The sequence below is a fragment of the Paracoccus haeundaensis genome (genome assembly GCF_006239215.1).
GTDB lineage: Bacteria > Pseudomonadota > Alphaproteobacteria > Rhodobacterales > Rhodobacteraceae > Paracoccus > Paracoccus marcusii.
Genome location: NZ_VDDC01000008.1, coordinates 24232 through 48859, shown reverse-complemented (window position 1 = coordinate 48859; position 24628 = coordinate 24232). Strand labels below are relative to the sequence as shown.

Sequence of the window (24628 nt, the reverse complement as noted above, 5' to 3'; positions counted from 1 at the left end):
CTTGCCTCCCTGGCGTGGCGACCTTGCGGCCGTCTCTCCCTGCTGCGTCATGTTTAGGGGCTGTATCTTCGCCGATCCACCCCCTAAGAGGGAAAAGTCCCCCGAGCCGAGGCGAAGGCCATGCGGATCGTCCTGATCGAAGACAACCAGATGCTGGCCCGCGCGGTCGAGCAGGCGCTGCGCGAGCAGGGCCATTCCGTCGACTGGCTGGCCGACGGGCAGGATGGGCTGGACTTCCTGACCCATGACGGCGCCGATCTGGCCATCGTCGACATGAACCTGCCGCGGCTTGGCGGCTTGGACGTGATCCGCCGCACCATCGCAATGGACCTGGACATCCCGGTGCTGGTCCTGACCGCACGCGACAGGCTGGAGGACCGGGTGGCGGGGCTGGATGCCGGGGCCGACGACTACATGACCAAGCCCTTCGAGATGGCAGAGCTGTGCGCACGCGTCCGTGCCTTGGGCCGGCGCCGCGGCAAGCGCGGTCAGATGGTCGAGACGATCGGCGGGCTGTCCTTCGACCGCGCGGGGCGCCGCCTCAGCGGGCCCGACGGGGTGATCGAGCTGTCCCGCCGGGAGCTGGCCCTGTGGGAGGCGCTGTTCGACAACGCCGAACGCGTTGTCGCGAAATCGGCCCTGTGCGACAGCATCTACGGCACCGGCGCGGACGTGGACGTGAACGCGGTCGAACTGCTGGTCTCGCGGCTGCGCCGCAAGATCGACGGCGGCGCGGTGCAGATCCGGTCGATCCGCGGGCTGGGCTATATCCTGCAGCAGGACGGGCCCGCATGACCGCGCCCGACGGTCGCGCGGTCAGCCTGCGGACGCGGCTGTTCGTGCTGATCGTGGTGCCGCAGTTCGTGCTGGCGGTCCTGGCCAGCGTGGTGCTGCACTGGATGGCGCGAGACATGTCGCGCAATCTCTATGACGACACGCTGAAGGTGGTGGCCCATGCCGTCGCGCGCGAGGTCATGGTGACCAAGGGCGACCTGATTGCGGAATCGCTGCTGACATCGCTGCAGGGCGCGATCGGGGACCCGCTGTTCTATCAGGTGCACGCGGCGGGCGGGCGCTTCATCGTGGGGCGCACCGATGCGCCGCCCATCCCGGCGGGCCGCGAATACCCCGAGGCCGTGCCCGTCTTCTACAACGCCGTCTACAACGACCAGCCGGTCCGCGCGGTGGTGCTGCGCGAATACATCACCGATCCCGAACTGGACGGCTGGACGACCGTGCGCGTCTGGCAGACCGTGACCCGGCGCGAGGCGCTGACCCTGCAGATGCTGGGACAGGCGGCAGCAGTCGTGGCGCTGATGGTGGCCCTGGGGGCGGCGCTGGTCTGGTTCGGCATCAATCGCGGCCTGTCGCCGCTGACCGACCTGCGCGACGCGGTCGCCCTGCGCAATCCCCAGGAGCTGCGCCCGATCCGCCGCCGCGTCCCGCGCGAGGTCGTGCCGCTGGTCGCGACGATCAACGGGCTGTTCCAGCGGCTTGGCGCGGAACTGGACCGGCGGCGGGCGTTCATCTCGAACGCGGCGCATCAGTTGCGCAACCCCGTGGCCGCGATCCAGGCGCAGGCGGAATCCGCGCTGCACGCGCGATCGGATGCCGACCGCCAGCAGCGGCTGACCGACCTGCACGAACTGTCCCGCCGCCTGTCGCGCCTGACCCAGCAGATGCTGCGGCTGGACGCGGCCAGCGACGCGCTGGACGCGCAGGGCGGCGCCCCCGCCGATCTGGCGCAGATCGTGGCCGAGGTCGCGCGCCGCCATGTTCCTGCGGCCCTGCGCCGCGACGTCGACCTGTCCCTGGACGGGGTCGAGGGGTCGCTGCCCGTGGCCGCGAACCCCGTCCTGCTGGAGGAGGCGGTCGACAACCTGATCGACAATGCCCTGAAATACGGCACCCCCCAGGGCAGCGCGCTGCGGCTGGAACTGTCGCGCGACGGGGGCATGGCCGCGCTGCGCGTGCGCGACCAGGGCGACGGCATCCCCGCCCAACTGCACGACGCGGTGTTCGAGCGATTCTTTCGCGTCAGCACGGCGGATGACGGCGGATCGGGGCTGGGCCTGCCCATCGTGCGCGCCATCGCCCGGCGCGCGGGCGGCGACGCGCGGGTCGAACCGTCCGACCGCGGCTGCGTCATCCTGCTGACGCTTCCCTTGGCAGCGGCTGATGCCCCAACGGGCAGAAAAAGTTAACGCGGCGGCATCCTGACAGTCTTTGGACAGCTTCATGTGCGATGACTGTCCCGTTCGCCCGGCGCCCCAGGTGCCGGACCAATGGGAGGAATAAAAACATGCAAGCAACACTGCGTCGCCTCAAGGGCGCCGTCGCCGCCGCATTCGTGGCCGCCAGCCTGACCGCAGCCCCCGCCACCGCGCAGGACGTCGATTTCTCGGGCCAGACCGTCGAATGGTGGGTTCCCTTTTCGGAAGGCGGCGGTTCGGATGTCTGGGCGCGTTTCTTCGCCCCCTACCTGTCGCGGCATCTGCCCGGCAATCCCAACGTGATCATCCGCAACGTCCCCGGCGGCGGCTCGATCACCGGAACCAACGAATTCGCGGCCCGCGCGCGTCCGAACGGCCTGCAGCTGCTGGGCACGTCGGGTTCGACGCAGTTCCCGTTCCTGCTGGGCGACACGCGCGTCCGCTATGACTATGCCGATTTCGAGCCGGTGCTGGTCTCGCCTACGGGTGGCGTGGTCTACATCCCGGCCAGCGCCGGCGTGGCCGACGCGTCCGAACTGGGCAAGCTGGCCGACACCGAGCTGGTCTATGCCAGCCAGGGCGCGACCTCGCTGGACCTGGTGCCGATGCTGGCCTTCGAGGTGATGGGCCTGAACGTGCGCCACGTCTTCGGCATGACCGGGCGCGGCGACGGCCGCCTGGCGTTCGAGCGTGGCGAAGCCACGATCGACTATCAGACCTCGTCGGCCTATCTGACGAACGTGGCACCCCTGGTCGAGGAAGGCTCGGCCGTGCCGCTGTTCTCCTACGGGGTGCTGGACGCGGAAGGCAACGTGCAGCGCGACCCGTCCTTCCCGGACATCCCGCATTTCGTCGAAGCCTACGAGATGATGCACGGAGAGCCGCCCTCGGGCGTGGCCTTCGAGGCGTACAAGGCGTTCTTCAGCTCGGGCTTTGCCGCGCAGAAGCCCGCGATGCTGCCCGGCGGCACGCCCGAGAACATCGTGCAGGCCTATCGCGACGCATTCGCCGCCGCGGTCCAGGATCCGGAGCTGATCGCCAGTTCGGGCGAGGTGCTGGGCGACTATGACCAGGCCGTGGGCGACGAGGTCGTTGATCTGTACAAGGTCGCGACCACCATCGACCCCGAGGCCCGCGAATGGGTCCGCACCTATCTGAGCGAGAACCACAGCGTGATGCTGGACTGACCTGACCCGCGGGCGGCACGCGACACGCGCGCCGCCCGCCCCCCGTTCCGACCGCGCCACGATGCCGCTGCGACACGCAGTCCGGGCCCGGGTGCGGCCGGTTCCCCGCAAACCGGGTGATCGCCCCCGGCGGCATGCCGCCGCGTCATGCGACGCGCGTGCTGCACGGCGCCATCACCCCATCAGAAGGTCCAAGGGCTTACCATGGTCACTGACGCGATACTTTCTGCGCTCGGCACTGTGCTGACGTTCCAACATATCCAGTACCTGATGATCGGCGTCCTGACCGGCCTGGTCGTGGGCGTCCTGCCCGGCCTTGGCGGCATCGTCGGGATGTCGCTGCTGCTGCCCTTCGTCTATGGCATGGAACCGACGCTGGCGCTGGCGATGCTGATCGGCATCCTGCCGGTCCTGTCCACATCGGACACCTTCGCCTCGATCCTCATGGGGATCCCGGGGTCGTCGGCCTCGCAGGCGACGATCCTGGACGGCTTTCCGCTGGCCAAGAAGGGCCAGGCGGCCCGCGCGCTCAGCGCGGCATTCTCGGCCTCGTTCATCGGCGGTCTGTTCGGGGCGCTGGTCCTGACGGTCTGCGTGCTGATCGCGCGCCCGCTGATCCTGTCCTTCGGCGCGGCCGAACTGTTCATGCTGACCATGTTCGGCCTGTCGATGGTCGGCGCGCTGTCCGGCTCCAGCCTGGCCAAGGGCGTCGCCGCCTGCGCGGCGGGGCTTGCGCTTGGCGCGGTCGGCGCGGCGCCCGCCACCGGCGAATACCGGATGGAGTTCGGCTCGCTGTATCTGATGAACGGCGTCCCGCTGGTCATCGTGGGCTTGGCGCTGTTCGCCATCCCCGAGATCGGTGACCTTCTGCGCCGCAACAGCTCGATCGCGCAGGAAGGCTCTGCCATCGGCGCCGGCTGGTCGCAGGGGCTGAAGGACACCTGGATGTACCGCTGGCTGACGCTGCGGCTGGCGGCGCTTGGCGCGATGCTGGGCATGATCCCGGGCCTGGGCGGATCGGTCGTCGACTGGATCGCCTATGGCCACGTCGTGCAGACCTCGCGCGACAAGAGCCAGTTCGGCAAGGGCGACATCCGCGGCGTCATCGCGGTGGAATCGACCACCGCCTCCAAGGATGGCGGCGGCCTGGTGCCGACCCTGCTGTTCGGCATTCCCGGGTCGGGGTCCATGGCGATCTTCCTGGCCGGCATGATCCTGATCGGCCTGCAGCCCGGCCCGTCGATGGTCAGCACCAACCTGGACGTGACCTACACGATCGTCTGGTCGCTGGCGATCGCCAACGTCCTGGGCACGGCGCTGTGCATCCTGCTGGCGCCCGCCATCGCCAAGGTCACGGTCGTGCGCTATCCCCTGGTCGCGCCGTTCATGATCCTGGTCATCACCTTTGCCGCGTTCCAGCCCAACCGCTCGCTCTATGATCTGGTGGCGCTGGTGGTGCTGGGCGTCGTCGGCATGATGCTGCGCCGGTTCGGCTGGCCGCGCCCGGCCTTCCTGATCGGCTTCGTTCTGGCCACGCAGGCCGAACGCTATCTGTACCAGGCGCTGCAGTTCTCGGGGTGGAACGCGTTCCAGCGTCCCATCGTGCTGATCATCGGCGCGATCATCCTGCTGTCCGTCGGCTTCAGCATGTATTCCCAGAAGAAGAGCGGCAGCAAGATCGAGGTCGAGGGCAAGTCCGCCGCGACCCTGACCCAGCCCATGTGGCCGCAGATCGCCTTCACCCTGGGCATCATGGCGCTGTTCGTCTTCACCTTTATGGAGACGATCAACCTGTCGCAGCTGGGCCGCATCTTCCCGGTCAGCATCGCGGTCGTGGGCATGGCCACGGCGGCCATGGTCCTGTGGCCGCAGATCCGCGGCAACCGGTCCAGTGGGGCGGTCTTCGACGCGGAATCCAAGGAGGTGTCGGACCAGCTGGGCCCGATGACGCCGCTGAAATACATCGGCTGGCTGGTGGGCTTTGTCGCCACCATCGCGCTGGTCGGCTATTTCCTGGCGGTCGTGCTGTTCTTCGTGGCGTTCCTGCGCATCGTCGCCAGGTCTGGCTGGGTGCAGACCCTGCTCTTGACGCTGATGGGGGCGATTATCCTGCTGATCCTGACATCGGCGCTGAATCTGATCCTGCCCGAGGGGCTGCTTCAGAACCACTTCTACGACCGGCTGCCCTGGCCGCTGGTCTCTTGACGAAAGCTTGGCCCGCACCGAAAGGCGCGGGCCATTCCTGTTGAACGAACGGAGGAACAACATGGCCAAACAGCACGGCATTCCCGTCATCATCATGCGCGGCGGCACCTCGAAGGGGCCGTATTTCCGCACCGACGACCTGCCTGCCGACACCGCCGCGCGCGACCGCGTGCTGCTGGCGGCGATGGGATCGCCCGATGCGCGCCAGATCGACGGTATCGGGGGCGCGGACACGCTGACCTCCAAGGTTGCGATGGTGCGTCCCTCCGCGCGCGAGGGGGTGGATGTCGACTATCTGTTCGCCCAGGTCTCGGTGACCGAGGCGGTGGTGGATACCGGGCCGTCCTGCGGCAACATCCTGGCCGGCGTCGGTCCCTTTGCCATCGAACGCGGCATGGTCGCGGCGACCGGCCGCGAGACGCGCGTCGTCATCTATAACGAGAACACCGCCAGCCGGATCGAGGCCGTGGTCAGCACCGATGACGGTGCGGTCGATTACGACGGCGATCAGGCCATCGCCGGGGTGCCCGGCACGGCCGCCGCGGTGCGGCTGAACTTCATGGACATCGTCGGGTCCAAGACCAGCGGGCTGCTGCCTTCGGGCCATCTGCTGGAACAGATCGACGGAATCGACGTCACGCTGATCGACGTGGCGGTGCCGATGATGATCCTGCGCGCGGCGGACCTGGGCAAGACCGGCTATGAGACCCCCGCCGAACTGGACGCCGACCGCGACTTCTTTGCCCGGCTGGAGGCGATGCGGCTGGAGGCCGGGCGCCGCATGGGCCTGGGCGACGTGACCGGAAAGGTCATCCCCAAGGTCGCGATCCTGGCCGCGCCGCGCGACGGCGGCCATGTCGCCGCGCGCTATTTCGTGCCGCACAAGGCGCATGCCGCCTTCGCGGTGACCGGCGCGCTGTGCGTGGCGACGGTGTCGGTCCTGGAGGGGTCGGTCTCGGACGGGCTGGCGCAGCGCCCGGAGGGAGAGGACCGCGAGATCCTGATCGAGCATCCAAGCGGCATGATCGACGTGGCCCTGCGCACCAGCGGCCGGGGCCACGACCTGCAGGTGGTCAGCGCCGGCGCGATCCGCACCGCGCGCAAGCTGGTCACCGGAGAGGTCTTCGTCCCCGCGGCCGCCTTGGCCGGGGCATAGGCCCGCCCCTAGACGACAAAGGCCCCGGCATCGCAGCCGGGGCCTTTTTCATGCGCGGGGATGACGGATCAGCGGGTCTTTTCCAGCTTCCCGGCCTCGGCCACCAGCGCGGTGAAGCGGAAGAAGCCGTGGATCATCTTGGAGAAGGGCATCAGCAGGAACAGCGTCATGACCGTCGCCAGGTGGACCGCCAGCAACGGGCCGACCGCGCCCGTGCCCGTGGCCGCATAGAGCGCAAGCCCCGTCGCCGCCACCGCGCCCAGCAGCACGATGAAGGCCATCTCTCCGCCCCAGACCCGGCGCGCGCCCAGGTCGGGATCGGCGCGTAGCTTCAGCGCGGCCAGCCCGATCGCGCCCGCGACCATCGCGATGCCGCCCGGCACGCCCAGCAGCTTGGGCGGCGCCCAAAGCGGATAGGGGGCGTACCAGCCGAAGACGTAATGCAGGATCGTGCCCGACGATGTTGCGGCAAAGCAGGCCAGGAACCCCCACATCATCAGCTGATGCGCGATGCGGCGTTTCTGGCTGAAGCGGTCGCCATCCTCGAAGTTGCAGCCGTCGCCATGGCCGCCGTTCAGGTTCTTCATCCGCCCGGCCATGTCGCTCGCCTTGGCCAGGTGGCGCAGCCGGACCCGCCCGCCGCCGACCTCGCGCCAATAGTCGCGCAGCGACAGCCCGATCAGCGCCAGGGGCGCGACGAAGGCGGGGATGAAGATCGCGATCATCATATTGTGCGCCATGTAGGCATAGAACCCCTCGCCCCCGGTCGGGCGCGTCGCCGCGATCAGCGCGAAGAACAGCGTCAGCGCGACGACCAGCAGGCCCGCCATGGCGACGCCGCGTTCATGGAACATCCGGGCCAGCGCCTGCGGGCGCGCCAGGCGTTCCCAGCTGTCCTGGCGGACCTCGGCCAGGGCGGCGGGGATGTTCAGGTCGAATTCATGGGGCGCGGTGTACTGGCAGGCGTAATGGCAGCCGCGGCAGTTGTGGCACAGGTTCGACAGATGCGTCAGGTCGCCGTCGGCAAAGGCCTTGCTGCGCGTCATGGCGGGAAAGACCGAACAGAACCCCTCGCAGTAACGGCAGGCGTTGCAGATCTCGATCTGGCGGCGGGCCTCCTCGGTGGCGGTCAGCGGGGTGGTTGCGGCGAAATCAAGCGACATGGGCGGCGGCCTCCTTGCCGGCGATGCGTCCGAAGACGGTTCCGATGGTCATTCCAAAGCCTGCTAGATAGCCCTGGCCCAGGATCGAGCCCGCCATGATCTCTCCGGCGGCCCACAGGTTGGTGATCGGCCCGTCGGGCGTATGGACCTGCGCGCTGTCGGACACCTTCAGGCCCAGATAGGTGAAGGTCACGCCGGGGCGCAGCTGATAGCCATAATAGGGCGGCGTATCCAACGGGCGGGCCCAGTTCGTCTTCTGGATGTCCAGCCCCTCGGTCGCCATCCCGTCCAGCTCTGTCGGGTGGAACGTGCCGGGGCGGCAGGCGGCGTTGAAGGCCGAAACGGTGGTCTGCACCGCGGCGGGGTCCAGCCCCATCTTGGCGGCCAGTTCGGGGATCGTGTCGGCCACGATGGGGGGAAAGACCGACGGCATGAACAGGTTGATCGACTTGGCATCGATCAGCGCATAGCCGACCTGGTCGGGCTGGGCCGCGACCAGGCGGCCCCAGATCGCATAGCGCTTGGGCCAGGTATCCTCGCCCTCGTCATAAAAGCGCTGGCCGTCGCGGTTCACCACGATCGAGAAGGGCACGCAGTCCAGGCGCGTGACGATGCCGCCGTCGTATTTCGGTGCGCGCCCGTCGATGGCCACGGCGTGGCACTGCGTTGGGTCGCCCACGCTGTCGGCGCCCTGGTCCAGCATGTCCTTCAGCACGACGCCGCGGTTATAGGGCGTGCCCCGGATCAGGAAGTTGCGCGCCGACGGCCCCCAGGCCCGCGCCAGCCAGTCCAGATCCGCCTGGAACCCGCCCGATGCCAGCACGAAGGCCCGCGCGCGGATGGTGACCGGCGGGGCCTCGGCGATCTCGACGTCCAGATGGCTGATGGCCTGGCCCTCGCGGTGGACATGGCGGACCTGCGCCTCATAGACGATGGTGACGCCCAGGTCGGCGGCGGTGTTGTAATAGGCGTTCACCAGCGCCTTGCCCCCGCCCAGGAAGAAGGCGTTGGTGCGCGACAGCGACAGGGTGCCCGACAGGGACGGCTGAAAGCGGACCCCGTGGTCCTGCATCCAGGGCAGGCACTCCTCGGAGGTGCGGATGGTCATGCGCGCCAGGTGTTCGTCGGTCTTGCCCTTGGTGACCAGCATCAGGTCGTTGAAGTATTCGTCCTCTTCATAGGCGCCGGTCAGCGGCGACATCGGGCCGCGATGCATGCAGCGGAAGTTGCGCGTGTGCCGCGAATTGCCGCCACGATAGGGCAGGGGCGCGCCCTCCAGGATGATGACCCGGGCACCGGCCTCGGCCGCGGTGATCGCGGCGCACAGCGCGGCATTGCCGCCGCCGACCACCGCGATGTCGTAAAGGTCGCTGTATCGGGTCATTCGTCCTCCATCGGTATTTCACGGCCGCGCATGGCGCGGATGCGCGCGTTCAGGGCGGCCTCGACATGGGCGCGCATCGCGGCCTCGGCCGCGTCGCCGTCATGGGCGGCGATTGCGCGGATCACGGCGGCATGCTCGGCCGCCGCGGCCTCGGGGCGGGTCGGATCGGCCAGCGTCGTGGGCCCCAGGATCAGCAGCGTCTTTTGCAGCGCGCTCATGGTCTTGACCAGGAACCGGTTGCGCGCGGCGTCCAGCAGGGTGCGGTGGAACTGGCGGTTCAGCTCCTGCGCGGCGGCGCCCGGTTCGCTGGCGGCCAAGGCGTCGTTCAGCTCGGTCAGCTCGACCACCTCGACGCGCTGCGCCATCCGCGCGGCCAGGCGCGAGGCCGTGCCCTCGAGGACCGACCGCATCTCGTACAGCTCGATCACCTCGGCATAGTCCAGGTTGCGGATCGTGGCCCCCTGGCGCGCCTGGTGGGTGACCAGGCCGTCGGCCTCCAGCTGCCGGATCGCCTCGCGCACCGGCGTGCGCGAGATGCCCAAACGCTCGGCCAGTTCGGTCTCGCGCAGTCGGGCGCCGGGCAGCAGCTGCCCCGACTTGATGTCGGCCAGCAGGCGGCGATAGGCGGATTGCCCCTGGGGGCCGTCGGTGTCGTCGGTCATGGGCCTGCAGATCCTTGTTGCATCCTGCTGCATACAGTTGGATACATAAAGCGTCAACAAGGAGAATGCCATGACGCAGCCCGACCGTTCCATGTTGTCGTTGCTGGTCCCGCGGGCCGGCACCCTGATGCTGGCGCTGGCGGGCGCGGCGACATTCCACCTGCTGGGACTGCCGCTGCCGTTCCTGTTCGGGCCGATGTCGTTCTGCCTGGCGGCGGCGCTGACGGGCGCGCGGCTGCGCGGGATGGGACCGGTCTCGGTCGGGGCGCGGACCATCCTGGGGGTCGCCGTCGGCGCGTCGATCACCCCCCAGGTCGTCGCGCAGATCCCGCAGATGGCACTCAGCGTGGCGCTGGTCCCGGTCTATGTGCTGCTGATCGGCCTGATCGGGGTGCCGTTCTTTCGCAGGCTGGGGTTTGACCCGGCCACGTCCTATTACGCCGCCATGCCCGGCGGGCTGCAGGACATGGTCATCTTCGGGCAGGAGGCCGGGGCCGACGTCCGGGCGCTGTCCCTGATCCACGCCACCCGCGTCGCGGTGCTGGTCACCATCGCGCCGGCGATCCTGGTCTGGCTGTACGATGCGCCGCTGACCGGGGCGATGGGCGCGCCGCTGCGCGATTTCGGCGCGGGGCAGCTGGGCTGGATGGCGGTATCCGCGATCGTCGGCTGGAAGGGCGGCGAGTACCTGGGGCTGTTCGGCGCCTCGATCCTGGGTCCGATGATCACCACCGCCGCCCTGTCGATGGCCGGCATCATCACGCAGCGCCCCCCGGCCGAGGCGATCATGCTGGCGCAGCTGTTCATCGGCATCGGCATCGGCGTGCAGTATGTCGGCGTCACGCTGCGCGAGCTGCGGATGTTCGTGCTGTCGGGGCTGGCCTTCGTGATGGTGCTGGCGGTGCTGGCCGCGGCCTTCACCGAATTCGTGGTCCTAACCGGCCTGGCCCGCCCGCTGGAGGGGTTCCTGGCCTTTGCCCCCGGCGGGCAGGCCGAACTGACGGTGCTGGCCATCGTCGTGGGTGCCGACCTGGGCTTTGTCGTGCTGCACCATCTGACGCGGATCGTCGTGGTCATCACCGGCGCGCCGCTGATGGCGCGCTATATGGGCGTGCCGCGGCCGGTCCGGCGCCGACCCTAGCCGGGCGTCGTCCCCGCCACGTCCTGCGTGACGATGAAGCCAAGCGCCGACAGGCTGTGGCGCACCTTGTTCAGATGCGCCTCCATCTGCAGGGCGGCGCCGGCATGGTCGCCCGCCTCGATCAGGTCCAGGATCGCCAGATGTTCCCGCGACTGCCGGTAATAGCGTTCGCGGTCGTCCATCGCACGATAGGTCAGCAGCCGGCGGACCCGATTTACCCGCATCAGCGCCTGAAGCATGAAGGGATTGCCCGCCCCGGCCATGACCGCCTCATGGAACTGCGCACCGCGCAGGTACAGGGCGTCGGGCGGCGCGCGGTCGATCGTGCCGTCCAGCAGGTCGTGCTCGACCCGGCGCAGGCGGGCGATGTCGCCTTGGGGCAGGTGATAGCGGGGCAGGCGCAGCGCCGCGGGTTCCAGGATCAGCCGCATCTGCGTGGTATGGTCCAGCGCGTCTGGCGCGGTCAGTTCGGTGTTGATGTTCCAGCCATAGCCCGCGCGCTTCTCCGCGATCCCCTCGCGGATCAGCCGCCCCATCAGGTCCGAGGTCTGCCGCCGTGTCAGCGCAAAGCGGTCGCGGATCTGCTGCTCGGTAACCTGCGGACCGATGGCCTGTTCCGTCAACAGGACCGCCAGGCGCAGATAGGCCGCATGGACCGGATCGGGCGGCGCGGCCGGTGCCGCGGGCCCGTTTCCGCGCACGAAGAAGCCGCGGTTCGGTTCGTGCCGGACATGGCCGCTCTCTGCCAGTTCCTTCAGGGCCTGCTCGACCGGCCAGCGCGACACCGCGAACCTTCGGGCCAGATCGGCAGTGCGCAGATGCGTGCCCTCGGTCAGAGATTCGGCGGTGATATGCGCCGCGATGTCGGCGGCTAGATGTGGGCCGATGCGGCTGCGTGACGGGGGCGTGGGGGACAAATGCGGGGCCTTTGTTTGGGTTCGCCCGATCTAACACACGCGGTCGTCGTCTTCACTATTGCATTTTAACGACCGCAAATGGATAAATTGCGCGACAGCGAAAGGACCGCGCATGCTGCAGGAAAGCCAAGTCTTCACCGAAGCCGGTCTGACGTCTGCGGTCGCCGCGATCTTCGCGGCCCATGACGTGCCCCAGGCCGACGCGCGGCGGGTTGCCGAATGCCTGGTGCTGGCAGATCTTCGCGGGGTGTCGTCACATGGCGTGTCGCGCGTCCCGATCTATCTGGATCGGCTGCGTCGTGGGCTGGTCAAGGCCAGGCCCTGTATGGTGCTGGACCGCCCGGCCTCGGTCGCGGCACGGCTGGATGCGGATGACGCGCTTGGCTTTGTCGCCGCGACCCGTGCCATGGCCGAAGCGGTCGGCATTGCGCGCGACCATGGCATGGGCATGTGCGCGGTGCGGCGGTCGACGCATTTCGGTATGGCGGCAAGCTATCTGCTGCAGGCGACGGATGCGGGAATGGCGGCCTTCGTCTTCACCAACGCGTCCCGGGCGATGCCGATCTGGGGCGGGCGGGCGCCGTTTCTGGGAACCAGCCCCTTCGCCTTTGCCGCGCCGGCGGGTGATCGTCCGATCGTCCTGGACATGGCGCTGTCGGTCGTGGCCCGCGGCAAGGTGCGCCGCGCCGCCGCCCGCAACGAACCGATCCCGCTTGGCTGGGCGCTGGATGCCGACGGAAACCCCACCACGGATGCGCAGAAGGGATACGAGGGCGTCGTGCTGCCGCTGGCCGGCGCCAAGGGGTCGGGGCTGTCCCTGATGATGGAGATCATGGCGGGGGTGATGTCAGGCGCAGCCTTCGGGGGGGCGGTGGGCAATCAGTACAGCGATTTCGACGCCCCCCAGAATGTGGGCCACGTCTTCCTGGCCTTCCGCCCGGACCTGTTCCTGGAAACCGGCCAGTACGAGGCGCGGATCGAGGAGCTGATCCGCCGCGCCAGGGACCAGCCCCGCGCCGCCGGCGTGGACCGGATCATGATGCCCGGAGAGATCGAGGCGCGCGCGACCCAGATCCGCAGGCGCGACGGCATCCGCCTTGACGGCGAGGACCTGCGCCTGCTGGCGCAGGAGGCGGCGCGCGCGGGTGTCACACTGAAGCCGTGACAGGCGCCCGCCTCGGGGCCGCAGCGGGCATTTCCCGACGAAGGAACCACGACATGAGATCAACCAGACGACGGAACCTGGCGACTGCGCTGCTGGCCACGATGGCCATTCCCGCCGCCCCCGCGCGCACAAGGTTGACCTTGCCGGGCAGCAGATGGGATGGGTAATCCCCCTTGGCGCGGGCGAACCGATGCCTTGGCTCGGCTCTCCGCCCCCTGTTTATGCCGCTATCTGCCAGGCCAGCTGGCGGTCTTCATCCGCAATTTGTCCGGTGGTGGATTGAGCACCGGTACAAACCAGTCCGCAGCGCGACCATCACCTGCATCCGCGATCTGCGGTGCGGACGGCCTAGCGCGATCCCTGCCTGCTGGCACGACTTGCCGCTGGTGAGCGACCGCGGCGACTGTCTGAGCACGTGCCGCGCCGGCAACAGATGCTGGCTTGGCACCTTGCCGGACAACGCCCGCCGCATTGACCCTTCCTAGAACGGAGATCCTTCATGACCCCATCCGACCCTGTCACGCTTCTGGTCCTGGACGGCGACGGCATCAGCCCCGAAATCACCGCGGCGACGCTGGACGTCCTGGACGCGGTGCAGGACCGGACCGGCCTGCGGTTCCGCCTGGACCGCGCCCAGGTCGGGCTGCGGCCGCTTGCGGCGCAGGGCACGACCTTTCCCACGGGCCTGCTGGACCGGGCCCGCGCGGCGGACGGGGTGATCCTGGGGCCGGTGTCGCACAACGACTATCCCCCCGAGGCACAGGGCGGCGTCAATCCGTCGGGGCATCTGCGCAAGCACCTGGACCTGTTCGCCAACATCCGCCCGGCCCGGTCCCACCCCGATTTTCCGGCCCGCTGCGGCGTACCCGTCGACCTGGTGATCGTGCGCGAGAACACCGAGGGCTTTTACGCCGACCGCACGATGTTCGCCGGCACCGGAGAGTTCATGCCGACCGAGGACGTGGCCATCGCCATGCGCAAGGTGACGCGCCAGGGTTCGACCCGCATCGCCGAGGCGGGGTTCCGGATCGCGCGCCAGCGGGGCGGCCGGCTGACCGTCGTCCACAAGGCCAACGTCCTGCGCATCAGCGACGGCCTGTTCCTGTCCTGCACGCGCGCCGTGGCACAGTCCTATCCCGATGTCGCGGTCGAGGAGGTGCTGGTCGACGCCATGGCGGCCCTGCTGGTGCGCGACGCGTCGGCCTTCGACACCATCGTGACCACCAACATGTTCGGCGACATCCTCTCTGACCAGGCGACCGAGATCGCGGGCAGCATCGGCCTTGCCGCATCGCTGAACGCCGGAGAGTCCCATGCCATGGCGCAGGCCCAGCACGGATCGGCGCCGTCGATCGCGGGCCAGGACCGCGCGAACCCGGCATCGCTGATCAATTCGACCGCGATGCTTCTGCGCTGGCTGGGCGATCGGCGCGGCGACTCCGCCCTGGGGGCCGCGGCCGACCTGATCGAGGATGCCGTGGCCCGCGTCATCGCCGTGCCTGCCTGGCGGACCGGCGACCTGGGCGGGCCGCTTGGCACCGCCGCCTTTGCCGCGCGCATCGTCGACACCATCCGCAACCCCGGAGCCACCCATGACCGATGACGACCTCAACGCCGCCCTGGCACCCACCGGCACGCTGCGCGTGGTGATCAACACCGGGAACGCGATCCTGACCCGCCCCACGGCGGACGGGCAGCCCGCGGGCATCTCGGTCGATCTGGCCCGCGCCCTGGCCGCGCGGCGCGGGCTGCCGCTGGATCTGGCGACCGTGCCGAATGCCGCCGCCTCGGTCGCGATGGTGTCGGAGGGGCGCGCCGATCTGGGGTTCTTCGCGGTCGATCCGGCGCGTGCCGCGACCGTGGCCTTCACCGACCCCTGGGTGCTGATCGAGGGGTGGTATCTGGTGCGCGACGGATCGCCCGTCACCGCGCTGGATCAGGTCGACCGTCCCGGCATCCGCATCGCGGTCGGGCGGGGCAGCGCCTATGACCTGCACCTCTCCCGTACAATCGCGCAGGCAAGTCTGGAACGCGTCACGACCTCGCAGGAAGTCGTCGATTTCGCCCTGCGCGAAGGGTTCGAGGTCGCCGCCGGCATCCGCCAGCAGCTTGAATTCGACCAGCGCCGTCACCCCGGCCTGCGCCTGCTGCCCGAACGGTTCATGGTGATCCCCCAGGCCCTGGGCGTGCCGGCCGGCCGCGATGCGTCCGTGGTCGCCGCACTGAACGCGTTCCTTGCGGATGCCCGGCAGTCGGGCCTGATCGCCGACATGATGACGCGGAATGCCACCCAGGGTGCGGTCCTGCCCTGACCGCACGGGTGTGGTGGTCTCGTCTCCAACGTGACGTTTTGCTCTATAGGGCGGGAGCATCGCCTTGGCGCCGGTTGCGAACGCCATGCACGCGATGGTTTTTGAATCGGCCGCATCTCGGTTCCCGGCGGAATGCCGTCTGTGCTTGGCCGCAGCGGAATTGGGATTGGCCCGGAGGGCCACCTTTGCCATTTGCAACGGGCTACGTGCTGCCGTCCTCTGACGGGCATCGGTGGCGCACGATGGCCGCGATCAATCGCGATGCGAGGTCATCCGGGCGACGCGAACCGCAGTGGAGATAGCCTGCATTCGGGATCGCGACGTCATCATCGCCGCGGATCACGCGCAGGGCAGGGGTAACGGGCAATAGCGTGCGGCAATGGTTCGATGCCCTGTGTCGGGTGCGAGGATCAGCAAGGATGTCATCGCCTCGGACGCCGCATCTCACCGGTCAGCGCCGGAGTGCAGCTTTGCTTTGCCTTTTGTCGGCACGCAGCGAGAATGCTGCACGAAATTCACATCTCGACTGTGCTCCAAGGATGCAGCGACAGGGGCCATTTGCACGAGGCCCCCCGGCCGACCGGGTGGTTGGCCGGTACAAAGCCGGCCACAATCAAATCGGTGTGGATCGCGCGACGATGCTGCGGGGCACGGTGGCCGCGGCCGGGGCGCGCCACGCCTCAGCCGCGGTCCCTGTCGGAAAGGGGGCGTTTTGTGCCGGTCAGCATCGACAGGACCAGGTTCTCGTGGTGGCGCAGGCTCTCGACCAGGACGCCCGCGACATGCAGCGACGCCAGCACCAGGATCAGCGTGGCCAGAACCTCGTGGACCTCCTCCATCGTGGACGATCCCCAGAACGCGTCGGTCGTCTGCAGCCAGCCTGTCAGCGCGGTGCCCGCCACCGTCAGCAGCAGCGCCACGATCATCGCGCCGCCCGCCGGGTTGTGGCCCAGATAGCGGCGTTCGCGGCCCGCCCGCAGGTCGCGCAGATGGGCCAGCACCGGGCGCGGCCCGCGGACGAAATCCGTGAAGCGGGCATGGCGGGGGCCGATCAGCCCCCAGACCACGCGCGCCGCGATCAGCGCCGCGATGACATAGCCCATGCGCTCGTGCACGACCTTGGGCCCCTCGGCGGTCAGCCAGACCCCCGCGATCAACGCGACCAGCGACCAGTGAAACAGCCGCACGAAGCCATCCCACACGCGCACCCTGTCAGTCGTCATCGCCCACCGCCTCGAAGGTGGCGGGGTCGAAGAACGTCTCGACGCGCTTGCCGTCCTGGTCGTGGCCATAGACCTCATAGCAGCCGTCCTCGGTCTTGACGTTGCTGACGGTCCAGCCTTTCGCGGTCAGCGCGGCGGTCAGCTCCTCGACCGGGCGCCAGTCGGCCTGGACCACGTCGCAGCGATCGGCGGCCAGGGCGGGAAAGGCCAGTCCGGCCAGCATCAGGGCAATAAGGGGGGTACGCATGGATCTCTCCGTCATCGGTGTTTCGATGCGCACCGCAATGAACGGCGGACCTTGCAGCAACCTTACAACCCCGGCGGGCAGGCGGTGCCTGCGCGAACGCTTTGACGGGGCCGCGTTCGGGCGTAGCATCCGGGGTAGGGGCGCGATCAACGGGGCGTGTCGATGATGAAGGCGATGCTTGCGGACCGCGCCGACGTCGCCCTGCTGGCGGTTGCGGTGCTGGGCCTGCTGTCCGGGCTGGGCCTGATGGCGGCGGGTTGGCCCGATGCGGCGGCGCTTGCCTTCGGCGCCGGCGTGATCCCCGTACTGGCGGCCCTGCTGGCCCAGATCCTGCTCAGCCTGGCGCGCCGAGAGGTCGGATTGGACATCGTGGCTGCGCTGTCCATGTCGGCCGCACTGATCTTCGGAGAGACGCTGGCGGCTGCGGTGGTCGCGCTGATGTATTCGGGCGGCACGTTCCTTGAGGGTTTTGCCGCAGGCCGCGCCCGGCGCGAGATGACCGACCTGCTGTCCCGCGTCCCCCGCACGGCCACCCTGCATCGGGGCGATGGCCTGGTCGAGGTCGCGCTGGACCGGATCGGGCCCGGCGACCTGCTGCTGATCCGGCAGGGCGCGGTCGCCCCAGTGGACGGGACGGTGGCGGGTCCGGGCGCGTTGCTGGACCAGTCGGCGCTGACCGGCGAATCCATGCCCCTGCGCCGGACGCAGGACCAGGAGGTGATGAGCGGGTCGACTAATCTGGGCGACGCGTTCGACCTGCGCGCCACCCGTCGGGCTGCCGACAGCACCTATGCCGGCATCGTCCGCCTGATGGAGACCGCGCAGGCGTCCAAGGCGCCGATGGCGCGTCTGGCCGACCGGTACGCGATGCTGTTCCTGGCGGTCACGGTGACGCTGGCGACCGCCGCGTGGTGGGTCACGGGCGATCCGATCCGGGCGGTGGCGGTCCTGGTCGTGGCAACGCCCTGTCCACTGATCATGGCCGTGCCGGTGGCCCTGGTCGCGGGGATGTCGCGGGCGGCGCATTTCGGCGTGCTGATCAAGGGCGCAAAGCCGCTGGAGGCGCTGGCCGGCATCCGCACGCTGATCCTGGACAAGACCGGCACCCTGACCCAGGGTCGCCCCCGGATCGTGTCTGTGCAGCCGACGGGCAGCCTGTCCCCCGACCAGATGATCCGTCTTGCCGCGGCGCTGAACCAGGCCTCGGGCCATCCGATCGCGCAGGCCATCGTCGCGGCAGCGGCGGGGACGCCGTTGCCGGTGCCTGCGGCAGTGGTGGAAACCCCGGGCGAAGGCGTGGCGGGCATCGTGGACGGTCATGCGGTCGTCGTGGGCGGCACCGATTTCGTCTTGGCGCAGCTGGGCCTTGCGCCCACGGACGCGCCCCTGCGCGACGAAGGCGCGGTGGTCGTGTCCCTGGGCGTCGATGGCGTCCTGGCGGGGCACCTGGTCCTGGCGGACGCGTTGCGGCCGGGCATGCCCGCGTTGCTGGCCGGGCTGCGCCGCCGCGGGATCGGGCGCATCCTACTGGCCACGGGCGACCGACGCGCGGTCGCGATGGCGGTCACGCGCGGGCTTGGGCTGGACGATGTGCAGGCCGGGCTAAGCCCGGACGACAAGGTCCGGCTGGTGCTGTCCGCACGCGGATCGGGCCCGGTGATGATGGTGGGCGACGGGGTGAACGACGCGCCCGCGCTGGCCGCCGCCGATATCGGGGTTGCGATGGGCGCACGCGGGGCCGCCGCCTCGGCGGAGGCGGCGGATGTCGTGCTGCTGGTCGATCGGCTGGACCCGCTGCTGCCCGGCATCGAGATCGCGCAGCGCGCGCGCCGCATCGCGCTGCAAAGCGTCGTGGCGGGGATCGGGCTGTCGAGTCTGGGCATGATCGCCGCTGCCCTGGGCCATCTGTCCCCGGTGCAGGGCGCGATCCTGCAGGAGGTGATCGACGTGGCCGTGATCCTGAACGCCCTGCGCGCCCTGCGGATCATGCCGGAACAGGGCGACCCGTCGTCGGAGGCGGCCTGACGGGGTTGCGGACCACGGGTGTTGCCGTCCTGCCATGCCCGACGATCCGATGCCGCCCCGTCATCCGACCTGTACCTGCGTCCAGTAGTCACGGCGCGGCAAACCGGCGATGGTCCGGCATGACCATTCGCGACGCGACCCCTGCATTCTGGACCAAGGCCAGCCTGGCCACGCGCTTTGCCGTCGTGGGCGGGCTGGTCCTGGCGGTGTTCATGGCGCTGGCCGCGTGGCTTCTGACGGACCGGATCCGGCAGGTGGTGGTCCGCAATACGGCGACGGCGGCGGCGCTTTACATGGACAGTTTCCTGCACCCGCTGGTCGAGGATCACGTCGCCGGAACCGCCCCGTCCCCCGCCATGCGCCGCGCCCTGTCCGAAGTTCTGCCGGCGACCGAGATGGGCGGCCGCATCCTGTCCTACAAGGTCTGGACGCAGGGCGGGCTGATCATCGCGGCATCCGACCCCGACCTGATCGGCCGCACGTTCCCCCTGTCCGAGGAGCTGTCCCAGGCCTGGGCCGGACGCATCGCCGCCATCTTCGAGGATGACGCCGAGGAGGAGGACCGCGCCGAACACGCGCTTGGGATGCCGCTGCTGGAGATCTACAGCCCCATCCGCGCCGACTGGACCGGAGAGATCATCGCGGTCGCCGAACTTTACGTCGCCGATCCCGCGCTCAAGGCGGACCTGCAGGCCGCGCGTCTGACGGCGCTTGCGGGCGTGGGCGGGGGCGGGCTGTCCCTGGGGCTGGTGCTCTACGCCATCGTGCGCCAGGGCAGCCGGACCATCGACCGCCAGCGCCGCGACCTGGACCGCCGGCTGGCCGACATGCGCCGCCTGTCCGAGCGCAACGACCTGCTGCGCCTGCAGGTCCAAGAGGCCGCCGGGCGCGCCGCCGCCACGACCGAGGGCGGCCTGCGCCGGATCGGCGCCGATCTGCATGACGGGCCGGCCCAGGACCTGGCCTATGCCCGGTTGCGGCTGGACGCGCTTGCGCGCACCCCCACCCCGGCGCCGGAGGAGATGGCCGCGATCCAGCAGGCGCTGGACCGTGCGATGGCCGAGATCCGCCAGATCTCCAAGGGCCTGGTCCTGCCGGAACTGGCGCATCTGCCCGCCGCGGCGATCGTGCGCCTGGCGGTCGAGGCGCATCAGGCCCGCGTTCCGGCCCCGGTCGCGGTTGAGCTTGAGACGGACGGCGCGCCGCCCCTGACGCCGGGCATGCGCATCTGCCTTTATCGCTTTGTTCAGGAGGGGCTGAACAACGCCGCCCGCCATGCCGGCGGCGCGGATGTCGCGGTGCGCCTGCAGGGCGGGGCGGGGATGCTGCGCCTGACGGTCGCGGATGCGGGTGCGGGTCCTACCGCGGATCACGCGCCGGGGCTGGGCCTGCAGGGATTGCGCGACAGGGTCGAATCGCTTGGCGGCCGCTTTGGACTGGAGCGGCGCTGCGGGCGCACGGAATTGTGGATGGAGGTCGAGACATGAGCGGGCATCGGGTTGTGGTGGCGGACGATCATCCGCTGTTCCGCGAAGGCGTCGCGCGCACGCTGCAGGAAAGCGGCCGCTTTGCCGTGGTGGCCACCGCCGCCTCGGGCGCCGAGGCGGTCGAGGCGGCGCGCAGCCATGCGCCGGACCTGGTGCTGCTGGACCTGTCGATGCCGCAGGGCGGGCTTTGGGCGCTGGAACGCATCGCCCTGCTGCAGCCCGCGCCGGTGATGGTCCTGCTGACCGTGTCAGAGGACGGCGACGCGGTCTTTGCCGCCCTGGAGGGGGGCGCGCGGGGCTATCTGCTGAAGGGCATCGGCGGGGCCGAACTGGTCGCCACGCTGGAACGGGTGATGCAGGGCGAAAGCCACGTCGCCCCGTCGCTGGCGGCGCGGATGCTGGCGCGGATGCGCAGCCCCGTGCCCTCGTCCCGCGATGGCCTGGACCTGCTGACCCCGCGAGAGGAGGAGGTCCTGCGGCTGGTGTCCGAAGGCCTGTCCAACAAGGAGATCGCGCGGCGCACCGACGTGCAGGAACGCACGGTCAAGCACCACATGACGCAGATCCTGCAGAAGCTGCACCTGCGCAACCGGACCGAGGCCGCGCTTCTGGCGCAAAAAGAGTGGCGCAACGGCTAGCGTTGCGCCACTCGGTGGGGTGGCCGGGATCAGCGGCTGAACGCGGACAGACGCTGCATGTCCTCGGTCGTGGCGCGCCGTTCGACGACGGTGCGGCCCTGGGCGTCCTTCAGCTCGTATCGCCCGTTCTCCAGCTCCTCGCGCCAGCCGTCGGCATAGGAGACCTCGATCCCGCGGGCAGATCGTTCGATCTCGGTCGGGCGCGACCCCGCGGCACCCCCGCCGACCGTGCCGCCCCCCGCCGTGCCCGACGGACGGTCGTCGCGGCCACGGCCATGCCCGCCGTGATCGTCCGAATGCCCGTCATCGCGACCCCGCCCCCGGCCGCCGTGGTCATCACCCCCACGATCATCGCCGCCGCGCCCGCCGTGGTCGTCACCCCCGCGATCGTCGCCGCCGCGCCCGCCATGGTCGTCGCCGCCGCGACCACCGTGATCGTCACCACCGCGATCGTCGCCACCGCGACCACCGTGGTCGTCACCGCCGCGATCATCGCCCCCACGCCCGCCACTGTCGTCACCGCCCCGGTCGCCGTCCTTGGCGAAGGCCATCGCGGATGTCAGCCGCAGGCCCGCATCCGGGTCCAGCCGGACCGATACGGGGGCGGCAATCGCCGCGCCCGCCAGCAGCAGCACCGCCAGCCGCATCCAAAGGGGGCGGTTCGTCATGTGAATCTTGGGGAACATCGTATCTCTCCGCAACGGGGGCCGTCCTGCGGCCGTTGAACACCCCTGCATGAAACCATATCCCCCACCCCTGCGGATCGTACCAAGGTCCGGTACGGGGAAACGCAAAGGTCCGTCGGAATGCCCGACCCTTGTCCCCCGCTGCCGCCGTCCGCCCGCGTGTAGCGGCGCGAGCTGTCGGCCGATCCGGAGCCAAAGCCCGCATTCGACCCGATGATGCGTCGATAAGTTTTTTTGAACTGACGCCCGAAAGGGTCATTCGCGCGCCGATCATTCCCGCCACCGGCAATCCGCACCGAAGCTGATGGCAAAAGGGCAGGACGGGCCGCCGCAATACCAGGCGTCGGCACGTCGTCCATGGAACGTCCGCCATCGCTGGTGCGGCACGCTGACCGCGGTGATCATCGCTGCGGCCGGGAGGAACAGCGTTATGCGCCGCCCTGGTTCGCGGCCGAGGGGACCGTCATGCGCCCTCCCTGCGCCAACCGTTCCGGGGGTGATAGCGCGCGTCGATGCGCCCGGCCTCCAGCGTCAGAAGATGCAGCCAGCCGTTGTCAAACAGCGCGGCGACCTGTGGATGGCGGGCCAGGACCGCATCGATGGCCGATGTCGGCGCGTCCAGCATCACCGTCAGCCGCAGGGGATCGTGCACGGGGCGGGTGCCGTCATGGACCGCCTGCCATGGCAGACCCGCGCGCAGCCGCCCGCCATTGCCCTCGACGACGCCGATGCCGCCGGTCACGTTGTGGATCAGCTTGTTGCCGCCGCCGAACAGCGGGGCCGCCACGGTCGATCCGTAATATTGCAGGCTGATCCAGCTGGCCACGACGACCGGGGCCGTCAGGACCAGCTCCAGCACCTTGAAGTCAGGGTCCAGCGCTCGGTCATAGCTGTGCAGGAAGACGCGCCCGCCAAGGTCCAGGCCGCGCGTGGTGGCGCGCGGTGCGGCGATGAAGGCCGCGCAGCCGGCAAGCCCCCATTCGGGGCGTGTTTCGGCCCAATTGGTCGCGCGGGCGGCGATGGTCGCGGGCGTCGCGCCGGGCAGGCGCTGCGCCCGCTCGGCCCGGGTCAGGGCGCCTGCGGCGGCCAGCCAGTCCGTCGTGCGGGCCAGGTCGGGCGCGTGGCCGGCCGGGGCGTCGTCGGCAAAAAGCGTCACGCGGTCGGTCGTGGTGTCGTGCAGGGCGGCCACGAACAGCGTGTCGTCGGGCAGCGCGATGCCGTGGGCGGGCAGGGCGGCACGGGTGTCGGGATCGTTCAGCAGACCCGCCAGCACACGGGCCGAGACCTCTCCACTGCGCCCGCCGCAGGCGCCGCAGTGATAGGCGCTTTCATGGGGATTGTTCGTCACCGACGCACCATGCCCGACCAGCAGGACGACCCGCGCCTGCCCCCCCACCAACCCCATCGCGCGTAGCACGCCGGCCACCATTGCCCCCTTTTCGGCGGGGTCCATCGGCGCGGACAGGTGCGGTGCCGCGGTGGCGGTGGGTGTCTTGGCCCGGCCAAGCGCGCCCTGCAGCAGCTTCATCCCGTATAGCGGGCCGGCCGCCTCGACGAAGGCAAAGGAGGACACGGCCGCCTGCCGGAACCGGCCCCAGGCCCGGGCGGTGCGGGCCACGATGCGGGCATGCGCCTCGGCGTCGTCGGTGGTGCGGTCGCGGGCCGACAGCGACGGGGCCAGCAGCACGGGCAGATGCGCCTCGGCCAGGTCGCTGCCCCGCGGCCGATAGGCCAGCGGCAGGCCGAAGAACCCGGCAAAGCCCAAGGTTTCCGCATCGGGGGCGACCCGTTCCAGCGCGCGCCGGAACACCTCGGACCGCACGTCGATGCAGAACACCGCCTGCAGGGCGGGACGTGCGGCGGCCGGGCGCGGTGCGGACAGTTGCGCGATCAGCCCGCGCTGATAGGCGCGTTCGGATGCCTCCTGCAGGATCGCGTCGACCACCTGGTCGGGCGACGGTTCCAGGGGCCGGGCATGGTCCCGGACGATGCCTGCCCAGCCCTCGGCCAGATCGGGGGCATGGGCCAACAGCGCCTCCTCCCAGATCAGGCGGATCGCCAGCAGGTCGGTCAGCGTGGTGTCGGTGCCGCCCGCCTGTTCGGCCTGCCAGGACAGCCAGCGCGCATGCTGCGCCCAGCCCCCCAGATCGACCAGCAGCCGGTGAAACGCCGTCGGGGCGGCATCGGGCGTCAGGCCCAGGCTGGCCGCGGCGCGCAGGATGGCCCGGTCGGGCGTGTCGGGCGCGGCGGCGACATGCGCGCAGAACCCCCGCAATCCGGCAATTTCGGGGGTCAGGTCGTTGACCGCCCATTCCCGCCACGCCGCAAAAGCGCCCAGGCCGGGGGCGGGCGTCCACAGCGCCTGCCCCTGATCGAACCGGCCCGCGGCCCACAGCCCGATGCTGCGGGCGATGATCTGGGGCCAGTCGATGCCGTGGCGGCGTGCGGCCAGATCGGCCAGCGTCGGCAGCGCCCTGGGCGCGGGGGCCGGGGCGTTCAGGCGCAGCTTTAGCGTGGCCAGATCCACCGGCTTCAGCGGCGAGGCGCAGGCGATCAACGCCGCCGCCAGGTCGTCGTCGCTGATGCGACCGGCGGCGACCAGGGCGCAGAAGTCTTCGCGCGGACGGATCGGCGACAGGCCCGCGACGCGGGTCAGCCGGGCGGCGGCCTGGGGCAGGTCGTCGTCGGTCTGGCCCAGGAACGGGCTGACGGCCACGGTCGCCGCCAGGGGAAAGGCCGGCGGGATCGCGGCCGCGGCGGCCGTCGCGGCGCCCAGCAGGCCGGCGGCGTGATCGGTCATCAGGTTGGAACGGTCAA

20 protein-coding genes are annotated in these 24628 nt (G+C 70.0%); 12 read left to right on the top strand and 8 right to left on the bottom strand.

Features of this window, described 5'->3' with window-relative positions; all coding sequences use genetic code 11:
• Positions 1-120 precede the first annotated feature (120 nt).
• The 5 genes from FHD67_RS04245 (at position 121) to FHD67_RS04225 (ending at position 6761) form a co-directional block, all read left to right on the top strand.
• The gene (locus FHD67_RS04245) at positions 121-795 is read left to right on the top strand and encodes a response regulator transcription factor (RefSeq protein WP_139597929.1); all 675 of its coding nucleotides are present in this window, start codon (positions 121-123) and stop codon (positions 793-795) included.
• Positions 792-2204: a sensor histidine kinase gene (locus FHD67_RS04240; protein WP_139597928.1), complete on the top strand. Its 1413-nt coding sequence runs from the start codon at positions 792-794 to the stop codon at positions 2202-2204. The genes FHD67_RS04245 and FHD67_RS04240 overlap by 4 nt, the downstream gene beginning before the upstream one ends.
• 98 nt (positions 2205-2302) lie before the next feature.
• Complete coding sequence (locus FHD67_RS04235) at positions 2303-3400, top strand: Bug family tripartite tricarboxylate transporter substrate binding protein (protein ID WP_046001542.1); 1098 nt, start codon at positions 2303-2305, stop codon at positions 3398-3400.
• A 204-nt stretch (positions 3401-3604) separates the two neighbouring features.
• Entirely contained in the window at positions 3605-5605 is a 2001-nt protein-coding gene (locus tag FHD67_RS04230) for a tripartite tricarboxylate transporter permease (protein WP_046001543.1), read from the top strand.
• Between the two features lie 61 nt (positions 5606-5666).
• Positions 5667-6761, top strand: coding sequence for a 4-oxalomesaconate tautomerase (locus FHD67_RS04225; protein WP_139597927.1), 1095 nt, complete (start codon positions 5667-5669; stop codon positions 6759-6761).
• 68 nt (positions 6762-6829) lie between these two features.
• Here the strand turns inward: FHD67_RS04225 and tcuB are convergent, their stop codons facing one another.
• The 3 genes from tcuB to FHD67_RS04210 are packed head-to-tail and all read right to left on the bottom strand — an operon-like array spanning position 6830 to position 9970.
• A complete protein-coding gene (tcuB, locus tag FHD67_RS04220) occupies positions 6830-7924 on the bottom strand; it encodes a tricarballylate utilization 4Fe-4S protein TcuB (RefSeq protein ID WP_139597926.1) in 1095 nt (364 codons plus the stop codon).
• The gene (gene tcuA, locus FHD67_RS04215) at positions 7914-9308 is read right to left on the bottom strand and encodes an FAD-dependent tricarballylate dehydrogenase TcuA (RefSeq protein WP_139597925.1); all 1395 of its coding nucleotides are present in this window, start codon (positions 9306-9308) and stop codon (positions 7914-7916) included. The genes tcuB and tcuA overlap by 11 nt, the downstream gene beginning before the upstream one ends.
• A complete protein-coding gene (locus tag FHD67_RS04210) occupies positions 9305-9970 on the bottom strand; it encodes a GntR family transcriptional regulator (RefSeq protein ID WP_045982523.1) in 666 nt (221 codons plus the stop codon). Before FHD67_RS04210 ends, tcuA begins: the two co-directional genes overlap by 4 nt.
• A gap of 70 nt (positions 9971-10040) precedes the next feature.
• Between FHD67_RS04210 and FHD67_RS04205 the strand changes: the two genes are divergently transcribed.
• Positions 10041-11111 (top strand): AbrB family transcriptional regulator, encoded by a 1071-nt coding sequence (locus FHD67_RS04205; RefSeq protein ID WP_246071222.1) that lies wholly within the window; start codon positions 10041-10043, stop codon positions 11109-11111.
• Here the strand turns inward: FHD67_RS04205 and FHD67_RS20680 are convergent.
• Positions 11108-12028 carry a GntR family transcriptional regulator gene (locus FHD67_RS20680; protein ID WP_052715346.1) on the bottom strand — a complete coding sequence of 307 codons (921 nt, stop codon included), beginning with the start codon at positions 12026-12028 and terminating at the stop codon, positions 11108-11110. The two genes, FHD67_RS04205 and FHD67_RS20680, sit on opposite strands and share 4 nt — an antisense overlap.
• Positions 12029-12140: 112 nt before the next feature.
• On the opposite strand from FHD67_RS20680, the gene FHD67_RS04195 reads away from it, so the two are divergent.
• The 3 genes from FHD67_RS04195 (at position 12141) to FHD67_RS04185 (ending at position 15505) form a co-directional block, all read left to right on the top strand.
• Positions 12141-13193, top strand: coding sequence for an Ldh family oxidoreductase (locus FHD67_RS04195; RefSeq protein WP_139597924.1), 1053 nt, complete (start codon positions 12141-12143; stop codon positions 13191-13193).
• 499 nt (positions 13194-13692) lie between these two features.
• Positions 13693-14796 (top strand): isocitrate/isopropylmalate dehydrogenase family protein, encoded by a 1104-nt coding sequence (locus FHD67_RS04190; RefSeq protein ID WP_046001548.1) that lies wholly within the window; start codon positions 13693-13695, stop codon positions 14794-14796.
• Entirely contained in the window at positions 14786-15505 is a 720-nt protein-coding gene (locus tag FHD67_RS04185; protein ID WP_046001549.1) for a transporter substrate-binding domain-containing protein, read from the top strand. Before FHD67_RS04190 ends, FHD67_RS04185 begins: the two co-directional genes overlap by 11 nt.
• A 680-nt stretch (positions 15506-16185) precedes the next feature.
• Here FHD67_RS04185 and FHD67_RS04180 read toward each other — a convergent pair.
• Both FHD67_RS04180 and FHD67_RS04175 read right to left on the bottom strand, forming a co-directional pair.
• On the bottom strand, positions 16186-16728 hold the full coding sequence (locus tag FHD67_RS04180) for a cytochrome b/b6 domain-containing protein (protein WP_046001550.1): 543 nt from the start codon (positions 16726-16728) through the stop codon (positions 16186-16188).
• Entirely contained in the window at positions 16718-16975 is a 258-nt protein-coding gene (locus tag FHD67_RS04175; protein ID WP_218062269.1) for a PepSY domain-containing protein, read from the bottom strand. The genes FHD67_RS04180 and FHD67_RS04175 overlap by 11 nt, the downstream gene beginning before the upstream one ends.
• Positions 16976-17140: 165 nt before the next feature.
• Here FHD67_RS04175 and FHD67_RS04170 point away from each other — a divergent pair, with 165 nt between their 5' ends.
• The 3 genes from FHD67_RS04170 to FHD67_RS04160 all read left to right on the top strand — a co-directional run bounded on the left by FHD67_RS04170 (position 17141) and on the right by FHD67_RS04160 (position 21125).
• The gene (locus tag FHD67_RS04170) at positions 17141-19000 is read left to right on the top strand and encodes a heavy metal translocating P-type ATPase (protein ID WP_246071230.1); all 1860 of its coding nucleotides are present in this window, start codon (positions 17141-17143) and stop codon (positions 18998-19000) included.
• A gap of 119 nt (positions 19001-19119) precedes the next feature.
• Positions 19120-20487: a sensor histidine kinase gene (locus FHD67_RS04165; RefSeq protein WP_139597922.1), complete on the top strand. Its 1368-nt coding sequence runs from the start codon at positions 19120-19122 to the stop codon at positions 20485-20487.
• Positions 20484-21125: a response regulator gene (locus FHD67_RS04160; RefSeq protein WP_046001552.1), complete on the top strand. Its 642-nt coding sequence runs from the start codon at positions 20484-20486 to the stop codon at positions 21123-21125. The genes FHD67_RS04165 and FHD67_RS04160 overlap by 4 nt, the downstream gene beginning before the upstream one ends.
• Before the next feature lie 29 nt (positions 21126-21154).
• Here the strand turns inward: FHD67_RS04160 and FHD67_RS04155 are convergent, their stop codons facing one another.
• Together FHD67_RS04155 and FHD67_RS04150 are read right to left on the bottom strand one after the other, a co-directional pair.
• Entirely contained in the window at positions 21155-21793 is a 639-nt protein-coding gene (locus FHD67_RS04155; protein ID WP_139597921.1) for a hypothetical protein, read from the bottom strand.
• A gap of 481 nt (positions 21794-22274) precedes the next feature.
• Positions 22275-24611, bottom strand: a complete 2337-nt coding sequence (locus FHD67_RS04150; RefSeq protein WP_139598028.1) for a YbcC family protein — start codon at positions 24609-24611, stop codon at positions 22275-22277.
• Positions 24612-24628 lie beyond the last annotated feature (17 nt).